General features: G+C 63.7%; 16 protein-coding genes and 1 pseudogene. 5 read left to right on the top strand and 12 right to left on the bottom strand.

Annotation, left to right across the window (positions count from 1 at the left end):
* The first annotated feature begins 269 nt into the window (after positions 1-269).
* On the top strand, positions 270-2459 hold the full coding sequence (gene betT, locus AC1L6K_RS14040; RefSeq protein ID WP_480952774.1) for a choline BCCT transporter BetT: 2190 nt from the start codon (positions 270-272) through the stop codon (positions 2457-2459).
* Here the strand turns inward: betT and AC1L6K_RS14035 are convergent.
* The 4 genes from AC1L6K_RS14035 to AC1L6K_RS14020 all read right to left on the bottom strand — a co-directional run bounded on the left by AC1L6K_RS14035 (position 2456) and on the right by AC1L6K_RS14020 (position 8354).
* Positions 2456-4501, bottom strand: a complete 2046-nt coding sequence (locus AC1L6K_RS14035; RefSeq protein WP_480949481.1) for a helix-turn-helix domain-containing protein — start codon at positions 4499-4501, stop codon at positions 2456-2458. The genes betT and AC1L6K_RS14035 overlap by 4 nt on opposite strands.
* A 22-nt stretch (positions 4502-4523) precedes the next feature.
* On the bottom strand, positions 4524-5879 hold the full coding sequence (locus AC1L6K_RS14030) for an MFS transporter (RefSeq protein ID WP_480949480.1): 1356 nt from the start codon (positions 5877-5879) through the stop codon (positions 4524-4526).
* A gap of 33 nt (positions 5880-5912) precedes the next feature.
* Positions 5913-7322, bottom strand: a complete 1410-nt coding sequence (locus tag AC1L6K_RS14025) for an FAD-binding oxidoreductase (protein ID WP_480949479.1) — start codon at positions 7320-7322, stop codon at positions 5913-5915.
* Positions 7323-7781: 459 nt separating this feature from the next.
* Positions 7782-8354 (bottom strand): flavin reductase family protein, encoded by a 573-nt coding sequence (locus AC1L6K_RS14020; protein ID WP_480949478.1) that lies wholly within the window; start codon positions 8352-8354, stop codon positions 7782-7784.
* A gap of 278 nt (positions 8355-8632) precedes the next feature.
* On the opposite strand from AC1L6K_RS14020, the gene AC1L6K_RS14015 reads away from it, so the two are divergent.
* Complete coding sequence (locus AC1L6K_RS14015) at positions 8633-9862, top strand: M20 family metallopeptidase (protein WP_480949477.1); 1230 nt, start codon at positions 8633-8635, stop codon at positions 9860-9862.
* Positions 9863-9914: 52 nt separating this feature from the next.
* Here AC1L6K_RS14015 and AC1L6K_RS14010 read toward each other — a convergent pair whose 3' ends face one another.
* Complete coding sequence (locus AC1L6K_RS14010) at positions 9915-10610, bottom strand: TetR/AcrR family transcriptional regulator (protein ID WP_480949476.1); 696 nt, start codon at positions 10608-10610, stop codon at positions 9915-9917.
* Between the two features lie 160 nt (positions 10611-10770).
* Here AC1L6K_RS14010 and AC1L6K_RS14005 point away from each other — a divergent pair, with 160 nt between their 5' ends.
* Positions 10771-12261 carry an MFS transporter gene (locus tag AC1L6K_RS14005; RefSeq protein WP_480949475.1) on the top strand — a complete coding sequence of 497 codons (1491 nt, stop codon included), beginning with the start codon at positions 10771-10773 and terminating at the stop codon, positions 12259-12261.
* A gap of 216 nt (positions 12262-12477) precedes the next feature.
* A pseudogene (locus AC1L6K_RS14000) lies at positions 12478-13256 on the top strand (oxidoreductase).
* An 82-nt stretch (positions 13257-13338) separates the two neighbouring features.
* Here AC1L6K_RS14000 and arfB read toward each other — a convergent pair.
* The 3 genes from arfB to AC1L6K_RS13985 all read right to left on the bottom strand — a co-directional run bounded on the left by arfB (position 13339) and on the right by AC1L6K_RS13985 (position 15135).
* The gene (arfB, locus tag AC1L6K_RS13995; protein WP_480949474.1) at positions 13339-13761 is read right to left on the bottom strand and encodes an alternative ribosome rescue aminoacyl-tRNA hydrolase ArfB; all 423 of its coding nucleotides are present in this window, start codon (positions 13759-13761) and stop codon (positions 13339-13341) included.
* A 130-nt stretch (positions 13762-13891) separates the two neighbouring features.
* The gene (locus AC1L6K_RS13990; RefSeq protein WP_480949473.1) at positions 13892-14524 is read right to left on the bottom strand and encodes a dihydrofolate reductase family protein; all 633 of its coding nucleotides are present in this window, start codon (positions 14522-14524) and stop codon (positions 13892-13894) included.
* On the bottom strand, positions 14521-15135 hold the full coding sequence (locus AC1L6K_RS13985) for a dihydrofolate reductase family protein (RefSeq protein WP_480949472.1): 615 nt from the start codon (positions 15133-15135) through the stop codon (positions 14521-14523). Before AC1L6K_RS13985 ends, AC1L6K_RS13990 begins: the two co-directional genes overlap by 4 nt.
* A 241-nt stretch (positions 15136-15376) precedes the next feature.
* Here AC1L6K_RS13985 and AC1L6K_RS13980 point away from each other — a divergent pair, with 241 nt between their 5' ends.
* The gene (locus AC1L6K_RS13980; protein WP_480949471.1) at positions 15377-16789 is read left to right on the top strand and encodes an ATP-binding protein; all 1413 of its coding nucleotides are present in this window, start codon (positions 15377-15379) and stop codon (positions 16787-16789) included.
* 9 nt (positions 16790-16798) lie between these two features.
* Here the strand turns inward: AC1L6K_RS13980 and AC1L6K_RS13975 are convergent, their stop codons facing one another.
* The 4 genes from AC1L6K_RS13975 to cls all read right to left on the bottom strand — a co-directional run bounded on the left by AC1L6K_RS13975 (position 16799) and on the right by cls (position 21715).
* Positions 16799-18253 carry a hypothetical protein gene (locus tag AC1L6K_RS13975; protein ID WP_480949470.1) on the bottom strand — a complete coding sequence of 485 codons (1455 nt, stop codon included), beginning with the start codon at positions 18251-18253 and terminating at the stop codon, positions 16799-16801.
* Between the two features lie 28 nt (positions 18254-18281).
* Positions 18282-19709, bottom strand: coding sequence for a DUF2252 domain-containing protein (locus AC1L6K_RS13970; RefSeq protein WP_480949469.1), 1428 nt, complete (start codon positions 19707-19709; stop codon positions 18282-18284).
* A 14-nt stretch (positions 19710-19723) separates the two neighbouring features.
* Complete coding sequence (locus AC1L6K_RS13965; protein ID WP_480949468.1) at positions 19724-20122, bottom strand: SHOCT domain-containing protein; 399 nt, start codon at positions 20120-20122, stop codon at positions 19724-19726.
* 120 nt (positions 20123-20242) lie between these two features.
* Positions 20243-21715: a cardiolipin synthase gene (cls, locus tag AC1L6K_RS13960; protein ID WP_480949467.1), complete on the bottom strand. Its 1473-nt coding sequence runs from the start codon at positions 21713-21715 to the stop codon at positions 20243-20245.
* Between the last annotated feature and the right edge of the window lie 105 nt (positions 21716-21820).

Below are 21820 nucleotides of genomic sequence, written 5' to 3'. Positions count from 1 at the left end.
TGCGGGCCGCGATGTCCGTTCAAGGCTACCGCCCGATCGGGATTGGCCCGTCATGATGTGACGATTCCATCCCCGGCATGTCCAAGTGGATAGCATGGGACTCTGAACGTCACACCTGCATCGCAGCATCGCGCCGGCCCGACCGGCGCAGGCAGGCGAGATGCCGACGTCGTCCATTGCCGCCCGCGGCGTGGCCCGACAGCGTAAAGGAGAAGTCATTGGCCAATCCAGGCGAGGGAGAGCGGACGGGGAAGGAAACGCCCCCGGAGATGGTGGAGCGCAGCCTGTTCGGTGTGACGGGTCCGCGCAAGGCTGCAGGCAGCGAGGACAAGCGTCCGCCGATGACCAGCAGCGAACTGCTGGTCAAGGGCCCGGCCGAACTCGCCGTCCAGCCGGGGCCGAAAGTCAACTGGCATGTACTGCTCATCTCGGCCGGGATAGTCCTGGCGTTCTCGGCCTGGGCCATGCTCATGCCGGTCCAGGCTGAGGAAATCCTGCACACGGTGGTCACCTGGATTGCCACCAACCTTGGCTGGTATTACGTCGTCACCATCACCCTCGTGGTCATATTTGTGTTGTGGGTTGCCTTGTCCAAGGAAGGCAGCGTCCGGCTTGGGCCCGACCACTCTCGTCCCCAATACAACCTCTTCACCTGGGTTGCCATGCTCTTCGCGGCGGGTGTCGGCATCGACATGCTCTTTTACTCTGTGACCGGGCCGATCACCCAGTTCGTTTCACCGCCGTCGGAAACACCGGAATCCGCAGCCGCGGCCCAGGATGCAGTCGTCTGGACCATGTTCCATTACGGCATTGCGGGCTGGTCGATGTATGCGCTCCTTGGCATGGCCATGGGCTATTTCTCCTACCGCTGGGGCATGCCCCTGTCCATACGTGCGGCCCTGTACCCGCTCCTGGGCAAGCGCGTGCGCGGGGCCCTCGGCGACGTCATCGACGTCGTCACCCTGGTCGGCACCGTCTTTGGGGTCGCCACCTCCATGGGCATCGGCGTCGTCCTGCTCAACGTGGGATTTGCCTGGATCTTCGGCCTGCAGGAGGGCCTGGCCCTGCAGATCGCCCTCGTGGTGGTTGCCGTCATCATGACAGTGGCAGCGTGCACCTCCGGGGTGGACAAGGGCATCAGGATCATTTCCGAGCTGAACCTGTGGGCCGCCGGCGCCATGATCCTGTACATCCTGATCACCGGCGAGACGTCGTTTCTGCTCAACGCCCTGGTTGAAAATATCGGCCGCTTCATCTTCACCTTCCCGGAACGCACCCTGGCGACGTTCGCCTATGAACCCGACGGCGCCGCATGGATGGCAGGCTGGACGCTGTTCTTCTGGGCGTTTTGGCTGGCCTGGGGCCCCTTCGTAGGGCTTTTCCTGGCCCGCATCTCGCGCGGGCGCACCCTGCGTGAGTTTGTCATTGCCGCCATCACAGCACCGGTGCTGTGCGACTTCCTCATCGTCTCCATTTTCGGCAACAGTGCGCTCCGCGAAGTCCTGAATGGAAATACGGAGTTTGCCAGGCTTGCCGTCGACAACCCCGAACACGGCTGGTACGCGCTCCTGGAGATGTTCCCCGGCGCCCCGTTCCTGATCGGGCTGGCCACCCTGTCCGGTCTCTTGTTTTACCTGACCAGCGCCAATTCGGGGGCGATGGTGATGTCGAACTTCTCATCCACGATTCCCGATCCCTCCGTCGACGGTGCGAAGTGGCTGCGGATCTTCTGGGCCCTGCTCACAGCTCTCCTCACCGTGGCCATGTTGATGGCCGGCGGCGTGGTCACCATGGAGTACGCAACCTTGATCTTTGCCTTGCCGGTGACAATCATCGCCTACCTGGTCATGGCGTCATTCTCGAAAGTCCTGCGGATGGAACGGGCCGAACGGCAGGGGCAGGTGATGCACAGGCGTTCATTTGCGGCGACCGGGGGCCACATCCCGGAAAAGACCTGGCGGCAGCGGCTGGCCCAGGTACGGTCCTACCCCTCCAAAAAGTCCGTTGCCCAATTCGTGGACAAGGTGGTGGCCCCGGCGCTGCAGGATGTGGCCAGCGAGTTCAAACAGCTGGGCTATCAAGGCGGGCTTTCCGCCACGCCCAACACCGACACGGGCATCCCGGAACACACGCTGGTGGTCCACATGGCGGGTCACCGCGACTTCCACTACCGGGTGGCCGCCGTCGAGGCTCCGGCGCCCATGTTCGGCAGCCGCAGCGTGCAACGTGAAATTGATGTCTACTTCCGGCTGGAAGTCTTCACCCTGACGGGCACGGAGGGTTATGACCTGATGGGGCTGAACCAGCAGCAGGTCATCAACGATGTCCTTGACAGGTACGAAGCCCACCTGTCGTTCCTGCAATATTCCGCCGAGCATGATTCTCCGTCGGTGATCACGCCCCCACCGCCAGCCACGGGGACAATACCCCAGATCCCCGGGCAGCCGGGGGAGTCCTAAGAGTCTTGCTGCGGTTGTGCCCGGCCGCCGGGCTGCCGGCCAATGGTCTCCATGAGACGGTTCAGGCGCAACGCCAACTGGATGTCAAGGCTGCGTGCCGGATCCTTCCAACCGGGGCCGATGAGTGCGTCCATGCGTTCGAGGCGGTTGTACAGCGTATTGGCGTGGATGTGCAGGACGGCGCAGGTCCGGGCGTGGTGCTGCGACAGCTCGAGATAAGTGGAGAGTGTGACGGCAAGTTCCCTGCCGTGCTTCAGATCGTGAGCCAGCAGCCTGCCCACGCACTGCTTCACAAACGCGGCCAGGTCATCACGGCCCGACTGGCTGAAAACGGCCCGGTAAATCCCAAGCTCGGAGTCTTCGGCAACATCGTGCGGGCGGCCCAGGGCATTGAGCATGGTGGTGGTTTGCACAGCGGAGGTGTGGGCTGAGCGCACAGCACGAATTCCGCTCCCGCAGGACGCCAGGCCCACTGCCCCCGGAAATTTTCCGACTGTCAACCGCTGCACATATTCCTTCACGGCCCCCACTTCGGTGTCCGGCAGCAGGGCCACGAGGTGCTCCGCGTGATTGCCCGACCAGCCTTGGAAGTGCCCCGCCACCTGTGTGGCCAGCCGCCGCGCGTCGCCGGCTTCCTTCGTGCCGGAACCGGCAGCGACAACGACGACGGCGCTCACCTTCCCAATGTCGATGCCGGCCGCGGATGCGTGGCGTGCCACGCTGTCCTCGTCGGCGTGGCCGCCCAGCAGCGTATTCATGAATTCACTGCGCGTGCGCATTTCCATTTCTGTCAGGGAACGGTCCGTGGCCAGCAGGATGGCGATGGAGGTGGCGCCCAACGGCAGCAACCGCAGCGCCTCACCGTCGAGGGGACCGGGCGAATCCGCCACCACGGCGCCGCCGTATCCTGTGGACAGCATGACAGGCACGGCCACCCGGTGCCGCCCGTCCACGTTGTCCAGGAACGGGGCATCCGTCCTGGAATCAGCGAACAGGGCCGCAAACTCGGCATTGCCTGCATCTTCAAAACGGACGGGCAGCCCAAGTGCGTCGTGCAGCTCGGCGAGAATGTCCGCCGTCTTGCCTACGCCGATAACGCTCTGGGTCAGCCGTTCGCGCAGGTCAAAAGCCCGCTGGCGGGTGGCGTTGGCGGCTTTCAGTTCGTCGACAGCGTTGCGCAGCCCTGCCTCTGATCGTTGCCGCTGCTCATACAGCTGGGAATTGCGGATGGCGACGGAGGCATGTGCCGCAAGGGCGGCAAGCAATTCAATCTCGCGTTCGCTGAATTTGCGGGGGCGGCGGTTGGAGGCCAGCAGCACACCCAGGGTCTCCTCGCCCACAGTGAGCGGGACGCCCAAAATCCCGCCGAGATGTTCACTGCTGGCAACCTCGTCGACATCGCTGAGGTGGGCGATCATGCTGTCCTGCAGATAGTCCTCGGTCCACAGCGGCTTGCCTGCACGCAGGACCTGGCCTCCCAGGCCCTCACCCAGGCCCACTTCGGTGCCGGCCAGAATGGAGCCGAGCGAGCCATCCGAAACTTCTATGCGAAGCACCCTCCGGACCTTGCCGCCGCCGGTCGTTCCCTCCTGCGTCCCGTCCTGGCGGAGCATCAAATAGGCAACGTCGGCGTGGAGGAGCCGACGGGCCTGGCTGGCCACCTCCTGGAGGAGGTTCCGGGGTTCGTGCAGCGAGGCGAGCCTGCGGGCGAGGTCGTTGAGCACTGTGAGCTCGTCGGCGTGCTCGCGACGTTCGGCCAGGCGTGCCAGGATCGTCTGGGCCTGACGGGCCTGACGCTTTATCCCAGCATGTTCGGAACTGTTGGCCGCATCGAGCAGTTGGCGCCGGTAGGCCTGTGCCTCCTCCATGGTGGGGTCGCGGGCCAGCAGTCCCAGCCAGCCGTCGTCGGTGCCGGCAAGGCTGGGACCCGGCCTTCCGGCGTCGTCCCTGAACACCTCGGACGTCGCCGGGGCGTTCGCAACAGGGTCGGGAACGGCATCTGTGTTGTTGACGGCGTCGTGGCCGCGCTCAGGGGGAGGCACGCCCCAGTATTGCATGCCCGGGTCAGTGCGACTTGTCGGGGCCGGCCGCGTCCCGCAGGTCGGGTGCCAGGGTGGTCTTCAGGCCCACGACCACCAGGCTGGCGAGCACCATGACGCCACCAACCACCCACATGCCTGCCTGTTGGGAGCCGGTGATTTCCGCCAGCTTGCCGGTGACCAGCGGGCCGATGAACCCGGAAAGGTTGCCGAAGGAGTTGATGAAGGCGATGCCCGCAGCCGCCGCGGCACCCGTCAGGAACAGGCTGGGCAGCGGCCAGAAGGTGGGCAGTGCCGCGCAGATGCCCATGGTGCAAATGGTGATGGCCACCATGGCTGCGAAGGGTGAATCCAGGTACAGGGCCACGGGTATGGCGATGCCGCCCAGCGCGGTGGGAACGGCGACGTGCCAGATTCGTTCGCCGGTCTTGTCGCCGTGTTTGGCCCAGAAGTACATGGAGAACGCGCCGAAAGTGAACGGGATGGCGACGATGAAGCCCTGTTCCATGATGGTGAAGTCTGTGTTGAACTGTTCGGCGAATCCGGCCACGATGGTGGGCAGGAAAAAGCTGATTGCATACAGGCCGTAGGTGATGCCGAAGTAGACGAACGCCAGGGCCCAGACCCGGCCCTTCATCAAGGCCTGCCTGATGGACAGGCTGTGGCGGCTGGAGGTTGTGGCAGCTTCTGAATCGATTTCGTTTTGCAGCCAGGCACGCTCGTCCGGGCTGAGCCACTTGGCTGCGGCGGGCTTGTCCGTCAGGTAGAACCAGCACACGACGCCCAGGACTACTGCCGGGAGGCCTTGCACCAGGAACATGAAGCGCCAGCCATCCAAGCCAAAAAGGCCGTCGCCGGCCGTGATCAGCCAGGAAGACAGCGGCGAGCCGATGGCAGCCGAGAGCGGAACGGCCAGAATGAAGACCGCCAGAGCCTTGGCCCGTTGCTGCTTGGGGAACCAGAATGTCATGTAAAAAATGATGCCCGGAAAGAAGCCGGCCTCGGCCACACCCAACAGGAAACGCAGGACATACAAGGTTCCGGCATTGGGCACGAACGTCATGAGCGTGGCAATGATGCCCCAGCTGACCATGATCCTGGCGATCCAACGCCGGGCGCCAAACTTGTTCAGGGCCAGGTTGCTGGGCACCTCCAGAAGCAAGTAGCCGATGAAGAACAGGCCGGAGGCCATGCCAAAGGTGGTTGCCGTCAGCCCCAGTGTTTCGTTCATTCCGTGGGGTGCGGCGAACGCGAGGTTGGTGCGGTCAAGATAGTTGATCAGGTACAGCAGTCCGAGAAAAGGCAGCAGCCTGCCGGATACTTTGCGCACGACACGCTTGCGCATCGACGCATCGCTGGTCTGCATTTGGGAGGTGGTCATGGCAATCCTTGGGAGGGTGGGTGGTTTCGGGTGTCAGGCCGTGGGGGACTGCGGAAACGCCTTGCCGGGGTTCAAGGTGCCGAGCGGGTCGAGAACGTCTTTGACTCCCTGGTGCATGGTGACGACGCGCGGGTCCAGCTCCGCGCCGGCGCCTTCAAGCTTGAGCAGGCCAACCCCGTGTTCGCCCGTCACCGTGCCACCCAGGAGCAGGCAGTCGGCAACGATCTCATCGAAGGCCGTTTTTGCCCGCGCCTTGGCCGCTTCATCGCCCACGGGGGCGATGATCAAGGGGTGGAGGTTTCCGTCGCCGGCGTGCGCAATGTTGGCAATGACGACGTCGTGCTTCGCCGCCGAGGCCTGGATGTGCTCGAGCATCTGCGGCACGGCCGAGCGGGGTACACAGACGTCCTCCGTCAGGACCGGGCCAAGCCGTTCCAGCGCCGGGTAGGCCATGCGCCGGGCCACGAAGAGCGAATCGATCTGTTTCGGGTCGGTGGCTTGTTCAATGTGGCTCCCGCCGTGGTCGGCGAAAATGCCTGCCAGCCTGTCGGCAAGCTCCTCGCCGGTGCTGCCGGGCTCATCAACGGTGGCCAACAGCATGACGTTGACGTTCTCTGGCAGCCCCAGCTCCAGCCAGTCGTCCACGGCCCGCAGGCAGGTGCTGTCGATGAGTTCCAGGGCGGCCGGCACAATGCCGGCGGCCGTCACCGCTGAAACGGCCCGACCCGCGTCGGGCAGGGACGGGAAATAGCCAATGACGGCCCGGTCCTGCCGGCCCGACAGGGGCAGCAGCTTGACAGTGACTTCCGTGATGATGCCCAGGGTCCCTTCCGAGCCGACCATGAGCGAGGTGAGGTCGTAACCCGTGACGCCCTTGGCGGTCCGGCGGCCCAGACGGACGATGGCACCATCCGCCAGCACAACAGTCATGCCCAGCACATAGTCACCGGTGACGCCGTACTTCACGCAGCAGATTCCGCCGGCATTGGTGGCAGCATTGCCGCCAATCGTGGAGATCTTGAAGCTGGCCGGATCCGGCGGGTACCAGAGCCCGTGAGCGGCCACGGCTTGTCGAAGGTTGTCGTTGATGACGCCGGCTTCAGCCACCGCGAGACCCTCGCCCCGGTTGATCTCAAGGACACGGTTCATGAGTTCAAGGGACACCACGATGCAATTCTGCACGCTGTTGGCGCCACCGGAAAGTCCCGTCCCTGCACCCCGGGGGACCACCGACAGGCCGTGGCCGGCCGCATAATGCACGACTGCGGCGACCTCGGCTGTGCTCCGGGCCAGCACGACTGCCAGCGGTTCGACGAACGGCGCCCATTCCGCATCGTCATGGCTGTATTTCTGCAGGGAAGGCCCGTCGTGGAGAACCATTCCTTCGGGGACCAGCAGCGACAGCTCATCCGCTACCGTGGCTGCTTTCTGCTTTGAGATCATGTGTGTTCGTTTCCTTGCTGTGACAACTGTTGTGGCAACGTCCCCTCGGGCGGCGGGACGGAATCAACCCTATTGGGAGATTCACATCACAGCAATGGGCATATTGTCCAGTGAAGTTTCATGTTCATGGAGGAATGCTCCATGTGTGCACGGTTACTGGCGGGTCCCGGCTGCAGGGGATTGGGGCGTCCGCACTGGTCGCCCGGGAGACGGGCAGCATGGTGTTCAATGGCAGCCCGTGGTTTTCAGGGACATCCCATGGCAGGCGCAAGTGGTCGATGCCGGCATTCTTTGGTCGTGAAAATCTGTCACGGCGCAGGCAACAGTTGTGGCAGGAAGATGCGCACCGGCCGTCAATCGTTCCGGGCCTGCAGTGCGCCCTGCTTCAGTGCGTCTGTACTGCCGGGCGAATGCCGGTGCGGCGGGCTGGTGTGCAGGAATCCCGCTGCGGGAGCTGGGTCAGTCGACTACCGAGTCTTCACTCAAGGAGTGCCACGTGCGGTTGTGGTAGACCAGCGGCCGGGATTCCTGGGCGTTCCGGCCTGATTCGCCGGGCAGGTCGACCTGCAGCACCTGCACGGCGACCACTGTGGAATCGCCGGCAGTCATTTGATTGACAATCCGTCCGCGCATCCAGGCATTTGCCGATGGCAGGTACGGTTCACCGGAAATCAGCCGCGACCAGATGGACGTGTCGGCGAACCGGTCGATGCCGCTGGTGGCGAAATTCTTGGCCAAGCCAATTTGCTCGGCACCCAGCAGGTGGATGACGACAGTCTCTGCCAGCTTGACTGTTGGTGTCGAGGACGATGCCGACGACAGGGAGAACACGACGAGTGGCGGGTTCGCTGAAACGGAAATGACGGAGGTGGCTGTCAGCCCCACGGGACCGTCACCAATGTCGGCGGTGATGACAGCCACGCCTGCCGGGTGGTTGCGGAATGCTGACTTGAAATCGTCGGCGCAGAGCATGTCGGCAAAACCGTGGCGGGTTGCCGGCGATTGCCCGGCCAGGGCGGTGGAATGCGACATGGTGACTCCTTTATTGCGGCCGTTTTCGGCCCGTGCGGCGGCTGCGCCCACTCATGAAAAAGTATCATCTTGATGAAGAAGTGGACGATTAATGATGACGAACTGTGAAACCTCGAATCAATTGTTCTACAAGACAGCTCCTGCGTGGCAGTAAATTCCGGCATCGTGCCGTCATGGTTGAGCACAGCCGCGGGCCTTGAGTTAAGCTGTAGCTGGTCAGCAGTCCCGGGCCCGTTCAATTGCCCGGGCGCCGAAGCCGTCATTGAAAGAGTGAATCCATGAGCATCGTTGACACTGTCCTGGCGGGCCTCGAGTCCGAGCTGGACGGGCTGCGGGAAATCTACCGGCAACTGCACCGGCATCCCGAGCTGAGCTTCCAGGAGCACGGGACGTCACAACTCGTTGCGGAGAAGCTGGCATCCTTCGGCTATGCGGTGCAGCACATCGGCGGCACCGGCGTCGTTGGTGTCCTGGCCAATGGCGACGGTCCCACGGTCCTGTCCCGCGCCGACATGGACGCCCTGCCCGTCACAGAGGCTACGGGCCTGCCCTACGCCTCCGCTGTCGACGGCGTCATGCACGCCTGCGGCCATGATATCCATGTCACAGCCCTGCTCGGTGCGGCCCAGCTCATGGCACAGCAACGGGACGCGTGGTCGGGCACCTTCATTGCCTTGTTCCAGCCGGCCGAGGAGTTGGGCGGGGGGTCCCAAGCCATGGTCGACGACGGATTGGCCGCCAAGGTGCCCCGGCCCGACGTCGTTCTTGGCCAGCATGTGATGCCGCTGCCGGCAGGGGTCCTGGCCACCGCGAGCGGCCCGATACTGTCCGCGGGGGACTCACTGAAGGTTACCGTGCACGGGAAGGGCTCGCACGGGTCGATGCCGCACATGTCGGTGGATCCGGTGGTGCTTGCCGCCTCGATAGTGCTCAAGCTGCAGACAATTGTCTCGCGGGAAACGAAGCCGGGGGAGTTCGCCGTCGTGACGGTGGGCGCGCTGAACGCCGGGAGCAAGTCCAACATCATTCCTGACAGGGCCGAACTGCTGTTGAACATCCGCAGCTACGACAATGAGCTGCGGACAAGGGTGCTGGCCGCGATTGAGCGGATCGTCAAGGGCGAATGCGCAGCTGCCGGCTCTCCGCAGGAACCCAAATTTGAGTTTTATGACCAATTCCCGCTCACGAGCAACGACGCCGGAGCCACGGAAAAAGTCACCGCTGCGTTTACCGGACACTTTGGCGCGGCGGCGGTGCTGCACGCCTCCCGGCAGACTGCATCCGAGGACTTCAGCCGGATCCCCGACGCATTTGGCGTGCCCTATACGTACTGGCTGCTGGGTGGATGTGATCCGGAGACGTACCGGGCAGCGGCAGCCCGTGGCACCGTTGAGCAGGACATTCCGGCGAATCACTCCCCGTTTTTTGCGCCGGTGATCGATCCGACGCTGTCGACGGGTGTCCGGGCCCATGTCGTCGCCGCCCTGGCGTACCTGGGTCCGAACTAGCCCCGGACTTTACGGGGGGAGGACCCTTCGAGGGGGCCGGCCGGAAGTGTCCCTAGTGGGGTGTCTGCGCGGCCGGCCGGATGCCTTCGATGAGCAACTGCAGGGCGCGTTGGCCTGTCACGGGCCAGCCGGAAGCCTTGACGGGTGCGGCGGCATGGGCCATGGCGGACATAAGCAGGACATCCGTGGGTGCAAAATCGGCACGCACCACATGTTGTTTCTTGGCGCGGTCCACGAGATGCTCCAGCTGCGCAGTCACACTCTTCTCGAGGGTGTCAAGAGCCTTGATGAGCTCCTCGTGGGTGGACCCCCTGGCCCATCCGACACCGCCAACATAGCCGCCCAGGATCAGTTCACGCATGCCGCGGTCCACCGAGAACTGCTCGGTGGTGCGCTCCAGGAAGTACACCAATCCCTCCCACGCGTCCTGAAAGTCATTGGCCTCGTTCGACAGGCGCTCCGCAAACGCCATGTGCTCCCGGTAGACGTCGAGGATCAAGACGTCCTTGTCCCGGTAGCGGCGGTACAACGTCGCGACGCCAACGCCTGCAGCCTTGGCAATGTCGGCCAGGGGCACGCCAAGTCCGTCCCTAGAGAAAAGCTGATGGGCCGCTTGGTGCAGTTGGTTGTCACGGGGACCGGCAGTGCCCGTGCCCGCCTCCTGGTGGGCGGCAGCGGCGGGCGCGGAATCCCCGCCCCCGGGGACGGCGGAATTCGGCGGGGTGCCAGGGTGCGGCAGCTGAGTCATGCAGAGATTGCTTTCTGTGGAGAGCGTGGCGTTCACTTGTTGTCAACTCCAGTGTACCGTGAAATTAAACACCCCGGAATACCTGTTCCGCGTGATGTATGCTGTGTGGAATAGCTGTTCCGCACGGGCGGCTTCAACACTCCCAAGAAGCAAAAGGTATATGAGCACTGCAACGCAAACAAAACCGGGCCGCCAGGCAAAATCAGGGTCCACGGATCCAAAATGGGCGGCGCGCAGGTGGTGGGCCATGGTCGCCATCGGCATGTCCCAGCTCATGGTGGTCCTGGACGCCACCATCATGAACGTGGCTCTGCCCAGCGCCCAACTTGAGCTGAACTTCTCGGACACGCTGCGTCCGTGGGTGATCACGGCCTACGCCCTCGCCTTTGGCGGATTGCTGCTGTTGGGTGGCCGCATTGCCGATCTCATGGGCCGCAAACAGATCTTCCTCATCGGCTTGATCGGCTTCGCACTGGCCTCCGCACTGGGCGGCGCGGCGCCGACCTTCGCAGTCTTGCTGGCCGCCCGCGTGTTGCAAGGCATTTTTGCGGCGCTGCTGGCTCCTGCCGCCCTGTCGCTGCTGACAACCACCTTCACCGACCCGGCCGAACGCGGAAAAGCTTTTGGCATCTACGGCGCACTCGCTGGTGCCGGCGGCGCCGTCGGCCTGTTGCTCGGTGGCGTTCTCACGGAATTCATGACCTGGCGCTGGACCCTGTACGTGAACATTGCCTTCGCCGCAGTCGCCTTTGTGGTTGGCTTCATGGCCATTGCGCCGACCATGCGCGAGCGCGGGGTCAAGTTGGATATTCCCGGCGCAATTTTTGCCACACTGGGTTTCTTCGCCGTCGTTTTCGGCTTCGCGAACGCCGAAGAGCACGGCTTTGCGGCCCTGGGCACGTGGGGGTTCCTGGTCTTTGGCGTGGCGCTCCTGGTGGTCTTTGTCCTGCTGCAACGCAAGGGCAAGTCCCCGCTGCTGCCCCTGCACATCGTGGTTCACCGCGACCGCGGCGCCTCCATGGTGGCCATCTTCATCGCCGGCGCAGTCATCTTCGGCGTGAACCTGTACCTTGTCTACTTCCTGCAGGTCGTGCTCGGCTTCACGCCATTGCAGACCGGTTTGGCTGTGCTGCCATTGTGCCTGGGCATGATGATTGCAGCCATAGTTTCCACCTCCGTGCTCTTGCCCAAGCTCGGCGCCAAGGTATTGGTCCCGGGCGGCATGATCATTGCGGCCATCGGCGCCATCCTGCTGATGCAAGCCACGGTTGACAGTGGCTACGCCCTGCACATCGCGGTACCGACATTCATCACCGCCGTGGGGCTGGGTACCATCATAGCTTCGGCCTTGAGTGTTGGAACGCTGGGGGTGGACCCGCACGACGCCGGAGTGGCCTCTGCTGCCGTGAACGCATCACAGCAGCTGGGCGGCTCCATTGGCCTGGCCGTACTGAACACCCTTGTTGCAGGGGCCACTATCACAGCGCTCGACGGCGGGGAAGGCCGGCTTGAGTCCCTCGTGAGCGGCTACTCGGGCGCGTACCTGGCCTGCGCAGTCCTCCTGGTGACTGGAGCCATCGTGACGGCGCTGATGTACCGCGGCCGTGAACACACCGCCGTCTCCACCGGTGAACCCGCCGTTCACCTGTAATACCGTCACCTGCAATACCGTTCGGCTGCCCGCCAGGCAAGTGGTTCACAACGGCGCCTCCCTGCTGCCCACAGCAGAAGGGAGGCGCCGTTTGTGCGCCCGGGAGTGCCACCGACTTCACTGGGTGCCTGTCATTGCCCGCAGCTTATGGGAATCGCCGGAGTGGTATCTGCGTTGCCCACAAAAACAGCCGCCGTCAGAAGGAGGCCACCTACCATGGCACCTGCACTCTTTGCACCGATCACCCTCCGCGGACTGACAGTGCGCAACCGGCTCTGGGTGGCGCCCATGTGCCAGTATTCCGCCGACAGCAGGACAGGATGCCCAACGATTGGCACTTGGTGCATCTGGGATCCTTAGCCCGGGGCAGTACCGGGGCAGTGTTCACGGAGGCAGCCGCCAGTCTTCCCGAGGGCCGCATCTCGCCCCAGGACCTGGGGCTGTGGAACGACGCCCAACGTGACGAGTTCGCCCGAATCTTACGCTTCATCCACACACAGGGCGCCGGGCCATGACCGCCGGATTCGACCTCATTGAGATTCACGCCGCCCACGGCTACCTCCTGCACCAATTCCCGTCACCGCTGAGCAACACCCGCACCGACCACTATGGCGGATCCCTGCCCAACCGTGCCCGGGCCGTGCTGGAAATGATCGACGCCATTCGCGCAGTGGTGGGCGACGGTGTTCCGGTGGTGGTGCGTTTCTCGGCCACCGGCGGGAACGTCCCCACCGCCACCATCCCCGTTGGTCCCGGCTGCCAGGTCCCCTTCGCCACCGCAATCCGCGCCTCGGCCGGGATCCACACAGCCGCCGTCGGGCTCATTAACGATCCGCGCCAGGCCGAGCAAATCGTCGCCGCGGATCTGGCCGACATCGTCATGATGGGACGCGAACTTCTCCGGGACCCCAATTTTCCGCTGCGGGCAGCGGCCGCCTTGGGGGGGTCAGCTTTCCTATGGGCCAAAACAGTACCACCGGGCACCTGTTCGGTGAATCGCCGATGTGCCGGGCTGCAGCAGTGGGCTGCGGCAGCAGCAGTGGGCTGCGGCAGCGCACGTTGCCTCCGAGGGTTCGCTTAGTCGGCCGAGGGCCGTTTCCGAAGTGCCTTGGTCGAGGAACGCTGCGACTTCGCGGCCTGGTGGCGGCGCTTTGAGCCGCGCGTGGGCTTGGTGGGCCGGCGCGACGCAGCCTCGGGGGCAAGCCCGGCGGCGATGAGTTCGCCCAGTTTGGCCAGCGCGGTCTCACGGTTTCGCAGCTGGGACCGTTGCTCGGAGGAGGCCACTGTCACCACTCCCGCCACCAGCCGCCTGTCCAGGCGTGCGGCCAGCTGTGCCCGCTGCTCGTCAGTCAGTACGGCGGAGTCAAGCACGTTCCAGGACAGCTCAACCCGGCTGTCCGAGGTGTTGACGTGCTGCCCGCCCGGCCCGGAGGAACGCGAAAAGCGCCATCCCAGCTCAACGGCCGGAATCGTGAGCGCGGGTGTAACCTCCAGATCCATGGCTTAAGTCTTGCACGGCTTGTCCTGGGGCACCCGCCCGCATTGGTCCCGGCCCGTGGTTCCCGTCCCGTGGCTCAAGGTGCGACGGCGTCGGGGACAAGCGCTGGAAGCCGCCCCGCGCCGTCGTGCTTCAATGGGAAGGAACGTCAGCGGCGCCGGTGTAGCTGGCATAGCCGGGGCTGCCGGTGACCTGGTAGCTGTGCAGTGCCAGTCCGCCCGGGGTGGTGCGGCTGGAGAGCAGGCGCAGTCCGGTGGGTGTGCAGCCGTCAGGGAACAGGCGGCGGCCGCTGCCCACGATGACCGGTGCCACCACGAGCCGGAGCTCGTCGATCAGCCCGGCGGCAAAGAGCGATTGGGCCAGCCGGGCGCTGCCGTGGATTTGAATCTCCCGGCCGGGGCCCGCCTTGAGCTTGGCAATCGCGGCCGCCGTGTCTCCGGACAGGACGGTGGTTGGATTCCACGATCCTGCCGTCACGGTGGTGGAGGCGAGGTATTTCGGCAGGCTGTTCATGCGGGTCGTGAAGGGATCCCTGGGGTCTGTGATCTGCGGCCAGTCCCTGGCGAACGCGTCGTAGGTGCGCCGGCCCAGCAGCAGCGCATCGGCCCGGCCGAGCCATTCGGCGGCCTGATCGATGAAATCCTGGTCCATGTGCGGGACGAACCAGCCGCCCCGGGTGAATCCGCCGCTGGTGTCCTCCTCCGGGGACCCCGGGCCCTGCGACACCCCGTCAAGGCTTACAAACTCCGTCAATGTCAGTTTCATGTGTTTTCCCCTGGTGAATTTCCTGCTGGTGCGGCCTGCGCAAGCGGCTTGAAGCTGGTGATTGAATTCCCGGACTCGAAAACCACGTTGTCCACCATGGCGAAGTGGGCGGGGGCGAACTGCCTGTCAAAGGCGGGCACTCCGGAACCGATGACCACCGGGTACCGCTTGATGATGAGTTCGTCGATTTCCGGAAGCAGGGCCGCCGCGAGCCGGCCGCCTCCCGCGAGGTAAATGTCGAAGCGTGAGTCTTCGTCCTTGAGGGCGCGAACGGTGGCAAGGGGATCGGCGTCCGTAACCAGCACCTGGGCATCTGTGGAGGCAAGACTGCGGGAAAACACCACCTGGCGCAGGTGGGAGTACGGACTGGTGATGCCCAACCGGAGAGCCGGCTCGTAGGTCCGCCGCCCCATCACGACGGTGTCGAAGCGGGTGAGCGGTGCTTCCGCAAGCCCCAGGTGTTCCCGCGCCTGCCCGGGAAGAAGATCGGCATGGACCGCCATCATATGTTGCATGTAGTCCGCGGATCCGTTGAAGAAATCGACTTCGTCTTCCGGTCCGGCGATGAAGCCGTCCAGCGTAAGCGAAATGTAGTAGACCAACTTGCGCATGGGCGGGGCTGCCTTCCATTGTCGTGGTGACTTCAGGTTATGGGGGGCCGTGGAGAGGCGTCAACGGGCCGATGCGCCCCTAGGACGGCATTTCGCCGTCGAACTGTAGTCAGAGGCGTCATGCGGGGCTAGTCTGTGGTTGAGGGGCGCTGGCCTCGAATCGGTGCGGTGCAGGTCATCTGATGACGCGTCGCTGCCGATTCGCCGGGGCAGGCACGATGCGAGAAGTTAAGGCTGAACCATGACTGCCCAAGATGCACCGACAATGGACGGAGTTCGCGCCGCTTCCCTGGACGGCCGGCGTTTTCAGTTCACCGCCACCTCCGAATTGGCCATTGAATCCGGGGCCTTTGTGACACTCCACAGCGCACCGGATGCGACGCAGCTCGGCCAGGTGGACGACGTTGCGTTTTCGATCGGCGGGATGGTCAGCGGAACCGGCAGGATGTTGGGGGCGATCTCCGCCGATGGCACCTTGGACGGCCGACGCGCCCTTGCCTTCGCTTCCGCCAGGATCGAGCACGCGGACTCCGACACGATCGAGCTGCTGTACGGCAATGCCCGGGCTCCGCTGGTAATTGGTTCGCATCTCGCTTCCCACGACGTCCCGGCCCGTCTCCTGCCGCACAGGTTCAACCGCCACACCTTCTGGTGCGGCCAGAGCGGTTCAGGAAAAACGTTTGCTCTCGGCGTGGTGCTGGAACAACTCCTGATCCACACGGGCCTGCCGATGGTGATTTTCGATCCGAATTCGGACTTTGTGCGCCTGCGCGAACCCAGCACGGCGGGCACGCGTGCGGATGGCAGCAGCGTCATTGCCGCAAGGGACATCCGCATCCTGAGGCCCGGGTCGGCAAACCCGGATTCCCTGCGCGTTCGATTCACGGACTTGACGCTGGCGTCAAAAGCCGCCGTGCTCCGGCTCAATCCCGTTGACGACCATGACGAGTACAACGAGCTTGTCCATTTGGAACATTCCGTGGGCATAGTCGCCGCCGAATTGATTGTGCCCAAGCTGCGCGAACGCGAAACAGCTGCCGCGTTGTCCCTTGCAGCCCGCATCGAGAACCTGCGCGTTACAGACTGGGCAGTGTGGGCCGGGGGAGCCACCGCCGTAACTGACATCGTGGACACCCGCCCGGATGCGACGGTGCTCGACCTTGGCGGGTTCACCCATCCCGACGAATCGCTGGTTGTGGCCTTGGCAGTGCTCGAGGACCTCTGGTCGAAGAGGGAGCTGCGCAGGCCGATTCTGATTGTGATCGATGAGGCTCACAATCTGTGCTCGCCCGAACTGGCGAGCCCGCTGGCAGTTGCCGTCAGGGAACGGATCGTCCAGATCGCCGCCGAGGGGCGGAAATTCGGCTTGTGGCTTTTGCTGTCGACACAGCGCCCTTCGCGCGTGCACTCGAGCATCATCTCGCAGTGCGACAACCTGGCATTGATGAAGGTGACGTCACCCGTTGACCTGGCCGAGCTGGCAACGATTTTCGGATTTGTTCCCGACTCCCTGCTGGCCAGATCGCCGGGATTCAAACAAGGGGAAGCACTCTTCGCCGGGGGGTTCGTGCCGGCCCCAATCATCGCCACCATGGGTGCCCGGCTGACCCGCGAAGGCGGCGCCGACGTGGGTGTGCCGATGAGAAGCTCCTGACCCGGGCTTTCACTCCGTTGGGAACGCGGGTGCGGCAGCCTCACCCTGTCCGGTCGCGACCGGGGCTTTGCTTGCCTCAGGCGCGATGGCCTCCTCGGCCGTGTTGCTTGCCGGGCGTTGCACCAGTTCCACAGCAATCAGTACCAGCACCGCCAGTACCAGCGTCCACGTGATCAGACTGGTGGTCAGCGGGCGCACCAACAGTACAATCGCGGCGGCGATCACGGCAATCGCGGCATGGACCAGCGTCCGCTGGGCGTGGATCCATTCGCCGGTTCGGCCGGTGGTGATGCCGTGGCGTTCGGCAATCCGGCGTGCCCGGGCCGCACCGGCCAGGAAGAAGCCCCGGAGAGTCTGGGCGGCCGGGAACGGGCCGGCAAACCAGGACACGACTGCAACGACCACCGCCAGAACCAGGACGGCCACCCCGGTGGCCGTCATCGCCGTCGTCACTGTGTCGAACAGGGTTCGGGCAACGCCGGAAGGAATGAGTGACGGCGATACTGAGCCCATGAACACGATCCGTCCGATTGCGAGTCCGGCCAGGACCACCACCATGGCCAACGCCAGGGCGATGGCGGCCCACACCAGCGCAAGGGCCCGACGCCGGGCGACTGCGACGCCTGCTGCAAGGAACCCCAGTGCGATCCACGGCAGCCAGGAACCGGCCGCCAGCGCGAGGCCGTAGAAGAGTTGGAGGGTGGGCAGTGACGTGTTCTGGGCGACTGTGATGGTTCGGTCAACGACCGGGATCTGCGCTGCGAAGCTCAGGCCACGTTCCAGAAGGACTGTTTTGACGCGTTCGATGATGGGGCCGAGCTGGACGCCGACAGACCCGTCGGAACCCACCGCGATCGCTGCCTGCGGATCGTTTTGCAAGGTGGCGATCAGTTGCGTGTGGCTTAGCCGCAAGGATTCCTGCCACACTTGCGCGAAGGCGTCGGATTGGACAACGGTGTCGACGGTTGAGCGCACCAGCGACACGATGCCTTGTGCGGCCGGTCCCTTGAGCGCGTTGAGCGCCGTGGTGGCGCCCGGTCCTGTCCCCAAATCGATGATGCCGTCGAAAACCTCTGCGGTGAGGCCTGGGATGTCGACGTTTTGCTGAATGACGGCAACAGTCTGGTCCCTCACAAAGGCCTGGACGCCGGGATCCCTTGCAAGCGGTGCATACGCTGCGACGAAGGATTCCGTGTCCGTAAGCTGGATCCTCGCCCAGGACGCAATGGTGGCGGCCGGGGCAAGCACGGCCCCAATGACCATAAACACGGTGGCGAGCAGCGTCCAACCCCAGCTGCGCTGGTGCCTGCGCGGGAATCCCCGTCGGGCAGCCGTTGCAAGTTCGTCGCCGGCCCCGTCCCCTGACGCGGCTGGCAGTAAACCTTCGGTGTGCAGCGTCTGGCGCAGAAGGGCATTCTCGCTTTCCAGGCGTGCGATCGCGGCCAAGAAGTCTGTGTTCCTCATCCGTGCCACAACAGTTCCTCTTCCTTCGTCAGGGCCCCGCCACCGCGTCGAGCCTGCCGTCAGAGACGGCGTTGCGGAAAGCTTGATAGTCGGCCTCATTTTGATCTGCGTATGCTTCGGCGAACTTGGAAATGGCATGATCGAAACGATTGCCCGTGCCCAGGTATCCGGAGATTGCGACGCGATCGCCGGATCGGGCGTGAGCACGGGCCAGGGTTTCCCCACAGATGTGCGCGTACATCCGCGCTTCTGCAGCCGGCATCGTTTCCACGTCGGCGGCACCTTTCCAGTCGTGCAACTGGCGGATGTAGAAATCACGCGACTGCCCAGCGGTTTCCCCCGCCCTCTGCCAGCCGAGGAAGATGTCGCTTGCGGACTGCATGAGGCGCTGGCCCCTGACAACCCGTTCGCCGTGATTTTCGTATTGGCTAACGGGCAGGAAGCGCTCCAGCACCGACGCCTCAGCTTGTTTTGCCTGCAGGAACAGCGGATCCGCATTGTCCCGACCGCGCAGAAGCATGATCCACGTTCGTGTTCCGACGCTCCCCACACCTACGACCTTCCTTGCCATGTCGACGAATTCGAACTCACGGATCGGATGGTTTTGTTGCCGCAGCGTCGTTTGATAGGAACGCAAAAGCCGCGCAATGGCGTCTTTGTGCTCTTCCCGCGCCAGTTCGTCGGGGGCGAGCATTGCAAGCGGAACGACAAGCGGCGGATCCGCCTTGAGGCGGAGGTCGCCAGCGGTGACATCGACCAACTTGGTAAACGCGCGGAGGCTGTCCCTCGTGCGGGCCTTGGCGATCACATCCTCCGTGCGCTTGAGCAGCTTCTCCTGTGTCCTCTTGGCCTTGCGCTCCTGTCGCAGCCATGCGGCTGCCTCATCGGCTCCGAACCGGTCATACCACGAGGCCAAGACAGGGCCGTTTGCCGCTTCGTGCATCCACTCTCGATAACTGCGTACGACAGTGCCGGTGATGAGCCCCCGTTTGGCATCGGAGTAGCCACGATGGCGTCCGGCCACCTCAAAACTCGCAGCCAAGCGCTTGACATCCCACTCCCACGGTCCCGGGAGAGTTTCATCAAAGTCGTTGATGTCGAAGATCAGATTCCGCTCGGGGGTGGCGAACAGGCCGAAGTTCAATAGGTGGGCATCTCCACAGAGCTGAACAGTGATCCCGGAATCCGGGGTCACGGCAAGGTCCATCGCCATCACCGCAGCGGCGCCGCGGAAGAAGGCGAACGGCGAGGCAAGCATGCGTTCATGGCGAATCGGAACCTGTTCCGGCACCCGGGATGCGGACTGTGCCTTCAGCACAGCGATCGGGTCTTCCCGGCCGGCTGCAGCGGACCAGCGAGCGTGAGCGGACCGAGGGGAGCGCTGCCTGGCCCCGCGACCGGCCATTGCGCGATCCTGAAAGGCGCCGAAGGCTGGTGCGGGTGCGTTGCTGGGCATCACGATCGTTCGTCCTAGGTCGCGATCGGTTGTTGCTGGACTGGCAGCACGCGAGCCTTCAGCCCATCAAATTCGGCCTGGCTGATCGCCCCTGAGTCCAACAGCTTCTTGGCCTTCGAGATCTCATCGGCCGGCGAGCTGGAAGAGACGGAACGAATGTAGGATTCCGTCTCAGAAATTGAACGCTCCACAGAGGCGGACTGGCGTTCACCCATCCCGCGTCCGCGGACAATCAAATAGACCAGTGCGGTGAGAATTGGCAGGAAGAGGAGGCAGATGATCCAGAGGGCCTTCATCCACCCGTTCAGGTTCCGATCACGGAACATGTCGCCCATGATCCAGAACAAGACCATCAGATAGGAAATGAAGATGTAGCTCCAGAAGAAGAAGCCGACAAAGTCCCAGAAATTCATGGTGGTGGCCCTTTCGCGTAGTCATGTCAGGAGGGGTTTGCGGATGGCTCAAAGGTATTCGTCACAGCTTCCTCCGGGCATCACCCGTCGAGGGTGACAGCCGGTTTTGGCAGGAAGTCACTATTGAAGACCGGACGTGAGCCGGGCGAGACCGTCCAGCACGGTGGAACGCAGCGGCTGTTTTGCCCACTCGGCAGAGGTCAGCTCGCGGCTGATCGCGCGGTACTCCGACTCCACCTGGCGCATCTCCGCAACGAACGTGGCACCATGCACCAGCAGGGAGATCTCGAGGTCGAGACTGAACGAACGGATGTCCATGTTGCTTGAACCGATCACTGCTACAGAGTCATCGATCGAGAGATGTTTCGCGTGGAGGATGTACGGTGGCGGGTACATGAAGATGCGCACACCGGCCCCCAGCAGCTCGGCATAGTATGACCTCTGCGCATGAAAGACTGGTCCCTGGTCTCCAAGCTCTGACACGAAGAGCTGAACGTCCAGGCCCCTTTGGCAGGCGGAGGTGATGGCGTACAACATCGCCTCGTCGGGTACGAAGTAGGGGCTGGTGATAATCACCCGCTCCTGCGCCGAGTGGAGCAGGACGAGAAACAGGCGCAGGTTGTTCTCCCCTTCGAAGCCAGGACCACTTGGCACGACCTGGCAGTCAAGTGCAGCACCGTGCTCCGCGGGTGGAACGTGGTTGGCGGAAACATGTTCGTTCCTGATCAGTTCATCCGTTTCGCTGTACCAGTCGGTGAGAAAGAGCATGTTGATGCCGCTGACCACAGGCCCGGTCACGCGGGTCATGAGTTCCTGCCATTTCAGCCCGCGCTTGATGTTCTTGGGTGCGTTGTAGCTTCGGTCGATGAGATTTTGCGAGCCCATGAAGGCGACCCGCCCGTCGACCACCAGGAGTTTTCGGTGGTTGCGCAGGTCAGGGCGCTGATACTTGCCACGCAGAGGCTGCACGGGCAGCATGTAACTCCAGTGCACCCCGATCCGATCCAGTTCAGAGCGGGTCTCCTTGTGCCCTGCTGCCCGCACGGAGGCGACGTGGTCAAGCAGCAGGCGAACAATGACGCCGCGCGCAACGGCGGCCTCCATGGCGGCGAAGAACCCCTTTGTTGCGTGGTCGAACGAGACGATGTAGAACTCGACATGTACAAAAGTGGTTGCCGCATCAATCTCTGCGGCCATGTCCGCCAGCGAGCTGTCGTAATCATCTATCAGGTGGGCCGAATTTCGGCTGACAGCCGGCACCGCCCCCAAATTCCGGTTCAGCAGGGTCACCGGTGCCAGCCATGGAGGCCAGCTGGCCGGATCGGCGATGGAGTTCACATGGGTGCTTTCCTTGGCAACCAGGACGTTGACCGCTGCCTGCTTCTCACGTCGTTTCCGCGGGAGCTTCGAACTCCCGAGCAGCAAAAAGAAGATGACCCCGGCGAACGGGATGAAAAAGATGCACAACAGCCACGCCATGGCGGCGCTGGGCTTCCGGTCACGGGGAATGATGATCAGTGCGGCGATGCGGATCAAAAGATCCACGACGACGGCGAGGATCCACACGAGGTTGGCAATCAGTAACGGGTCCATTGTTTTCCTTTTGGTGACCTTATCGCCGGGCATGTGCACACGCGTCATTCTTCAGGGGTGATGCCCCCGCGTGCTCCGATTCGTAGGCTGGCTGCATATCGAGAG

The sequence above is a fragment of the Specibacter sp. BI4 genome (assembly GCF_056680095.1).
The sequence above is the reverse complement of the archived record's forward strand: the minus strand, read 5'-3'. Positions and strand labels throughout refer to the sequence as shown.

Coding starts and splice junctions, on each gene's coding strand:
- AC1L6K_RS14015 (WP_480949477.1), top strand. CDS start 8,633: ATGAGCATCGTTGACACTGTCCTGGCGGGCCTCGAGTCCGAGCTGGAC.
- AC1L6K_RS13985 (WP_480949472.1), bottom strand. CDS start 15,135: ATGCGCAAGTTGGTCTACTACATTTCGCTTACGCTGGACGGCTTCATC.
- AC1L6K_RS13965 (WP_480949468.1), bottom strand. CDS start 20,122: ATGAATTTCTGGGACTTTGTCGGCTTCTTCTTCTGGAGCTACATCTTC.
- AC1L6K_RS13970 (WP_480949469.1), bottom strand. CDS start 19,709: ATGCCCAGCAACGCACCCGCACCAGCCTTCGGCGCCTTTCAGGATCGC.
- AC1L6K_RS14030 (WP_480949480.1), bottom strand. CDS start 5,879: ATGACCACCTCCCAAATGCAGACCAGCGATGCGTCGATGCGCAAGCGT.
- AC1L6K_RS14020 (WP_480949478.1), bottom strand. CDS start 8,354: ATGTCGCATTCCACCGCCCTGGCCGGGCAATCGCCGGCAACCCGCCAC.
- AC1L6K_RS13975 (WP_480949470.1), bottom strand. CDS start 18,253: ATGAGGAACACAGACTTCTTGGCCGCGATCGCACGCCTGGAAAGCGAG.
- arfB (WP_480949474.1), bottom strand. CDS start 13,761: ATGGATCTGGAGGTTACACCCGCGCTCACGATTCCGGCCGTTGAGCTG.
- AC1L6K_RS14025 (WP_480949479.1), bottom strand. CDS start 7,322: ATGATCTCAAAGCAGAAAGCAGCCACGGTAGCGGATGAGCTGTCGCTG.
- AC1L6K_RS13980 (WP_480949471.1), top strand. CDS start 15,377: ATGACTGCCCAAGATGCACCGACAATGGACGGAGTTCGCGCCGCTTCC.
- betT (WP_480952774.1), top strand. CDS start 270: ATGGTGGAGCGCAGCCTGTTCGGTGTGACGGGTCCGCGCAAGGCTGCA.
- AC1L6K_RS13990 (WP_480949473.1), bottom strand. CDS start 14,524: ATGAAACTGACATTGACGGAGTTTGTAAGCCTTGACGGGGTGTCGCAG.
- AC1L6K_RS14010 (WP_480949476.1), bottom strand. CDS start 10,610: ATGACTCAGCTGCCGCACCCTGGCACCCCGCCGAATTCCGCCGTCCCC.
- cls (WP_480949467.1), bottom strand. CDS start 21,715: ATGGACCCGTTACTGATTGCCAACCTCGTGTGGATCCTCGCCGTCGTC.
- AC1L6K_RS14005 (WP_480949475.1), top strand. CDS start 10,771: ATGAGCACTGCAACGCAAACAAAACCGGGCCGCCAGGCAAAATCAGGG.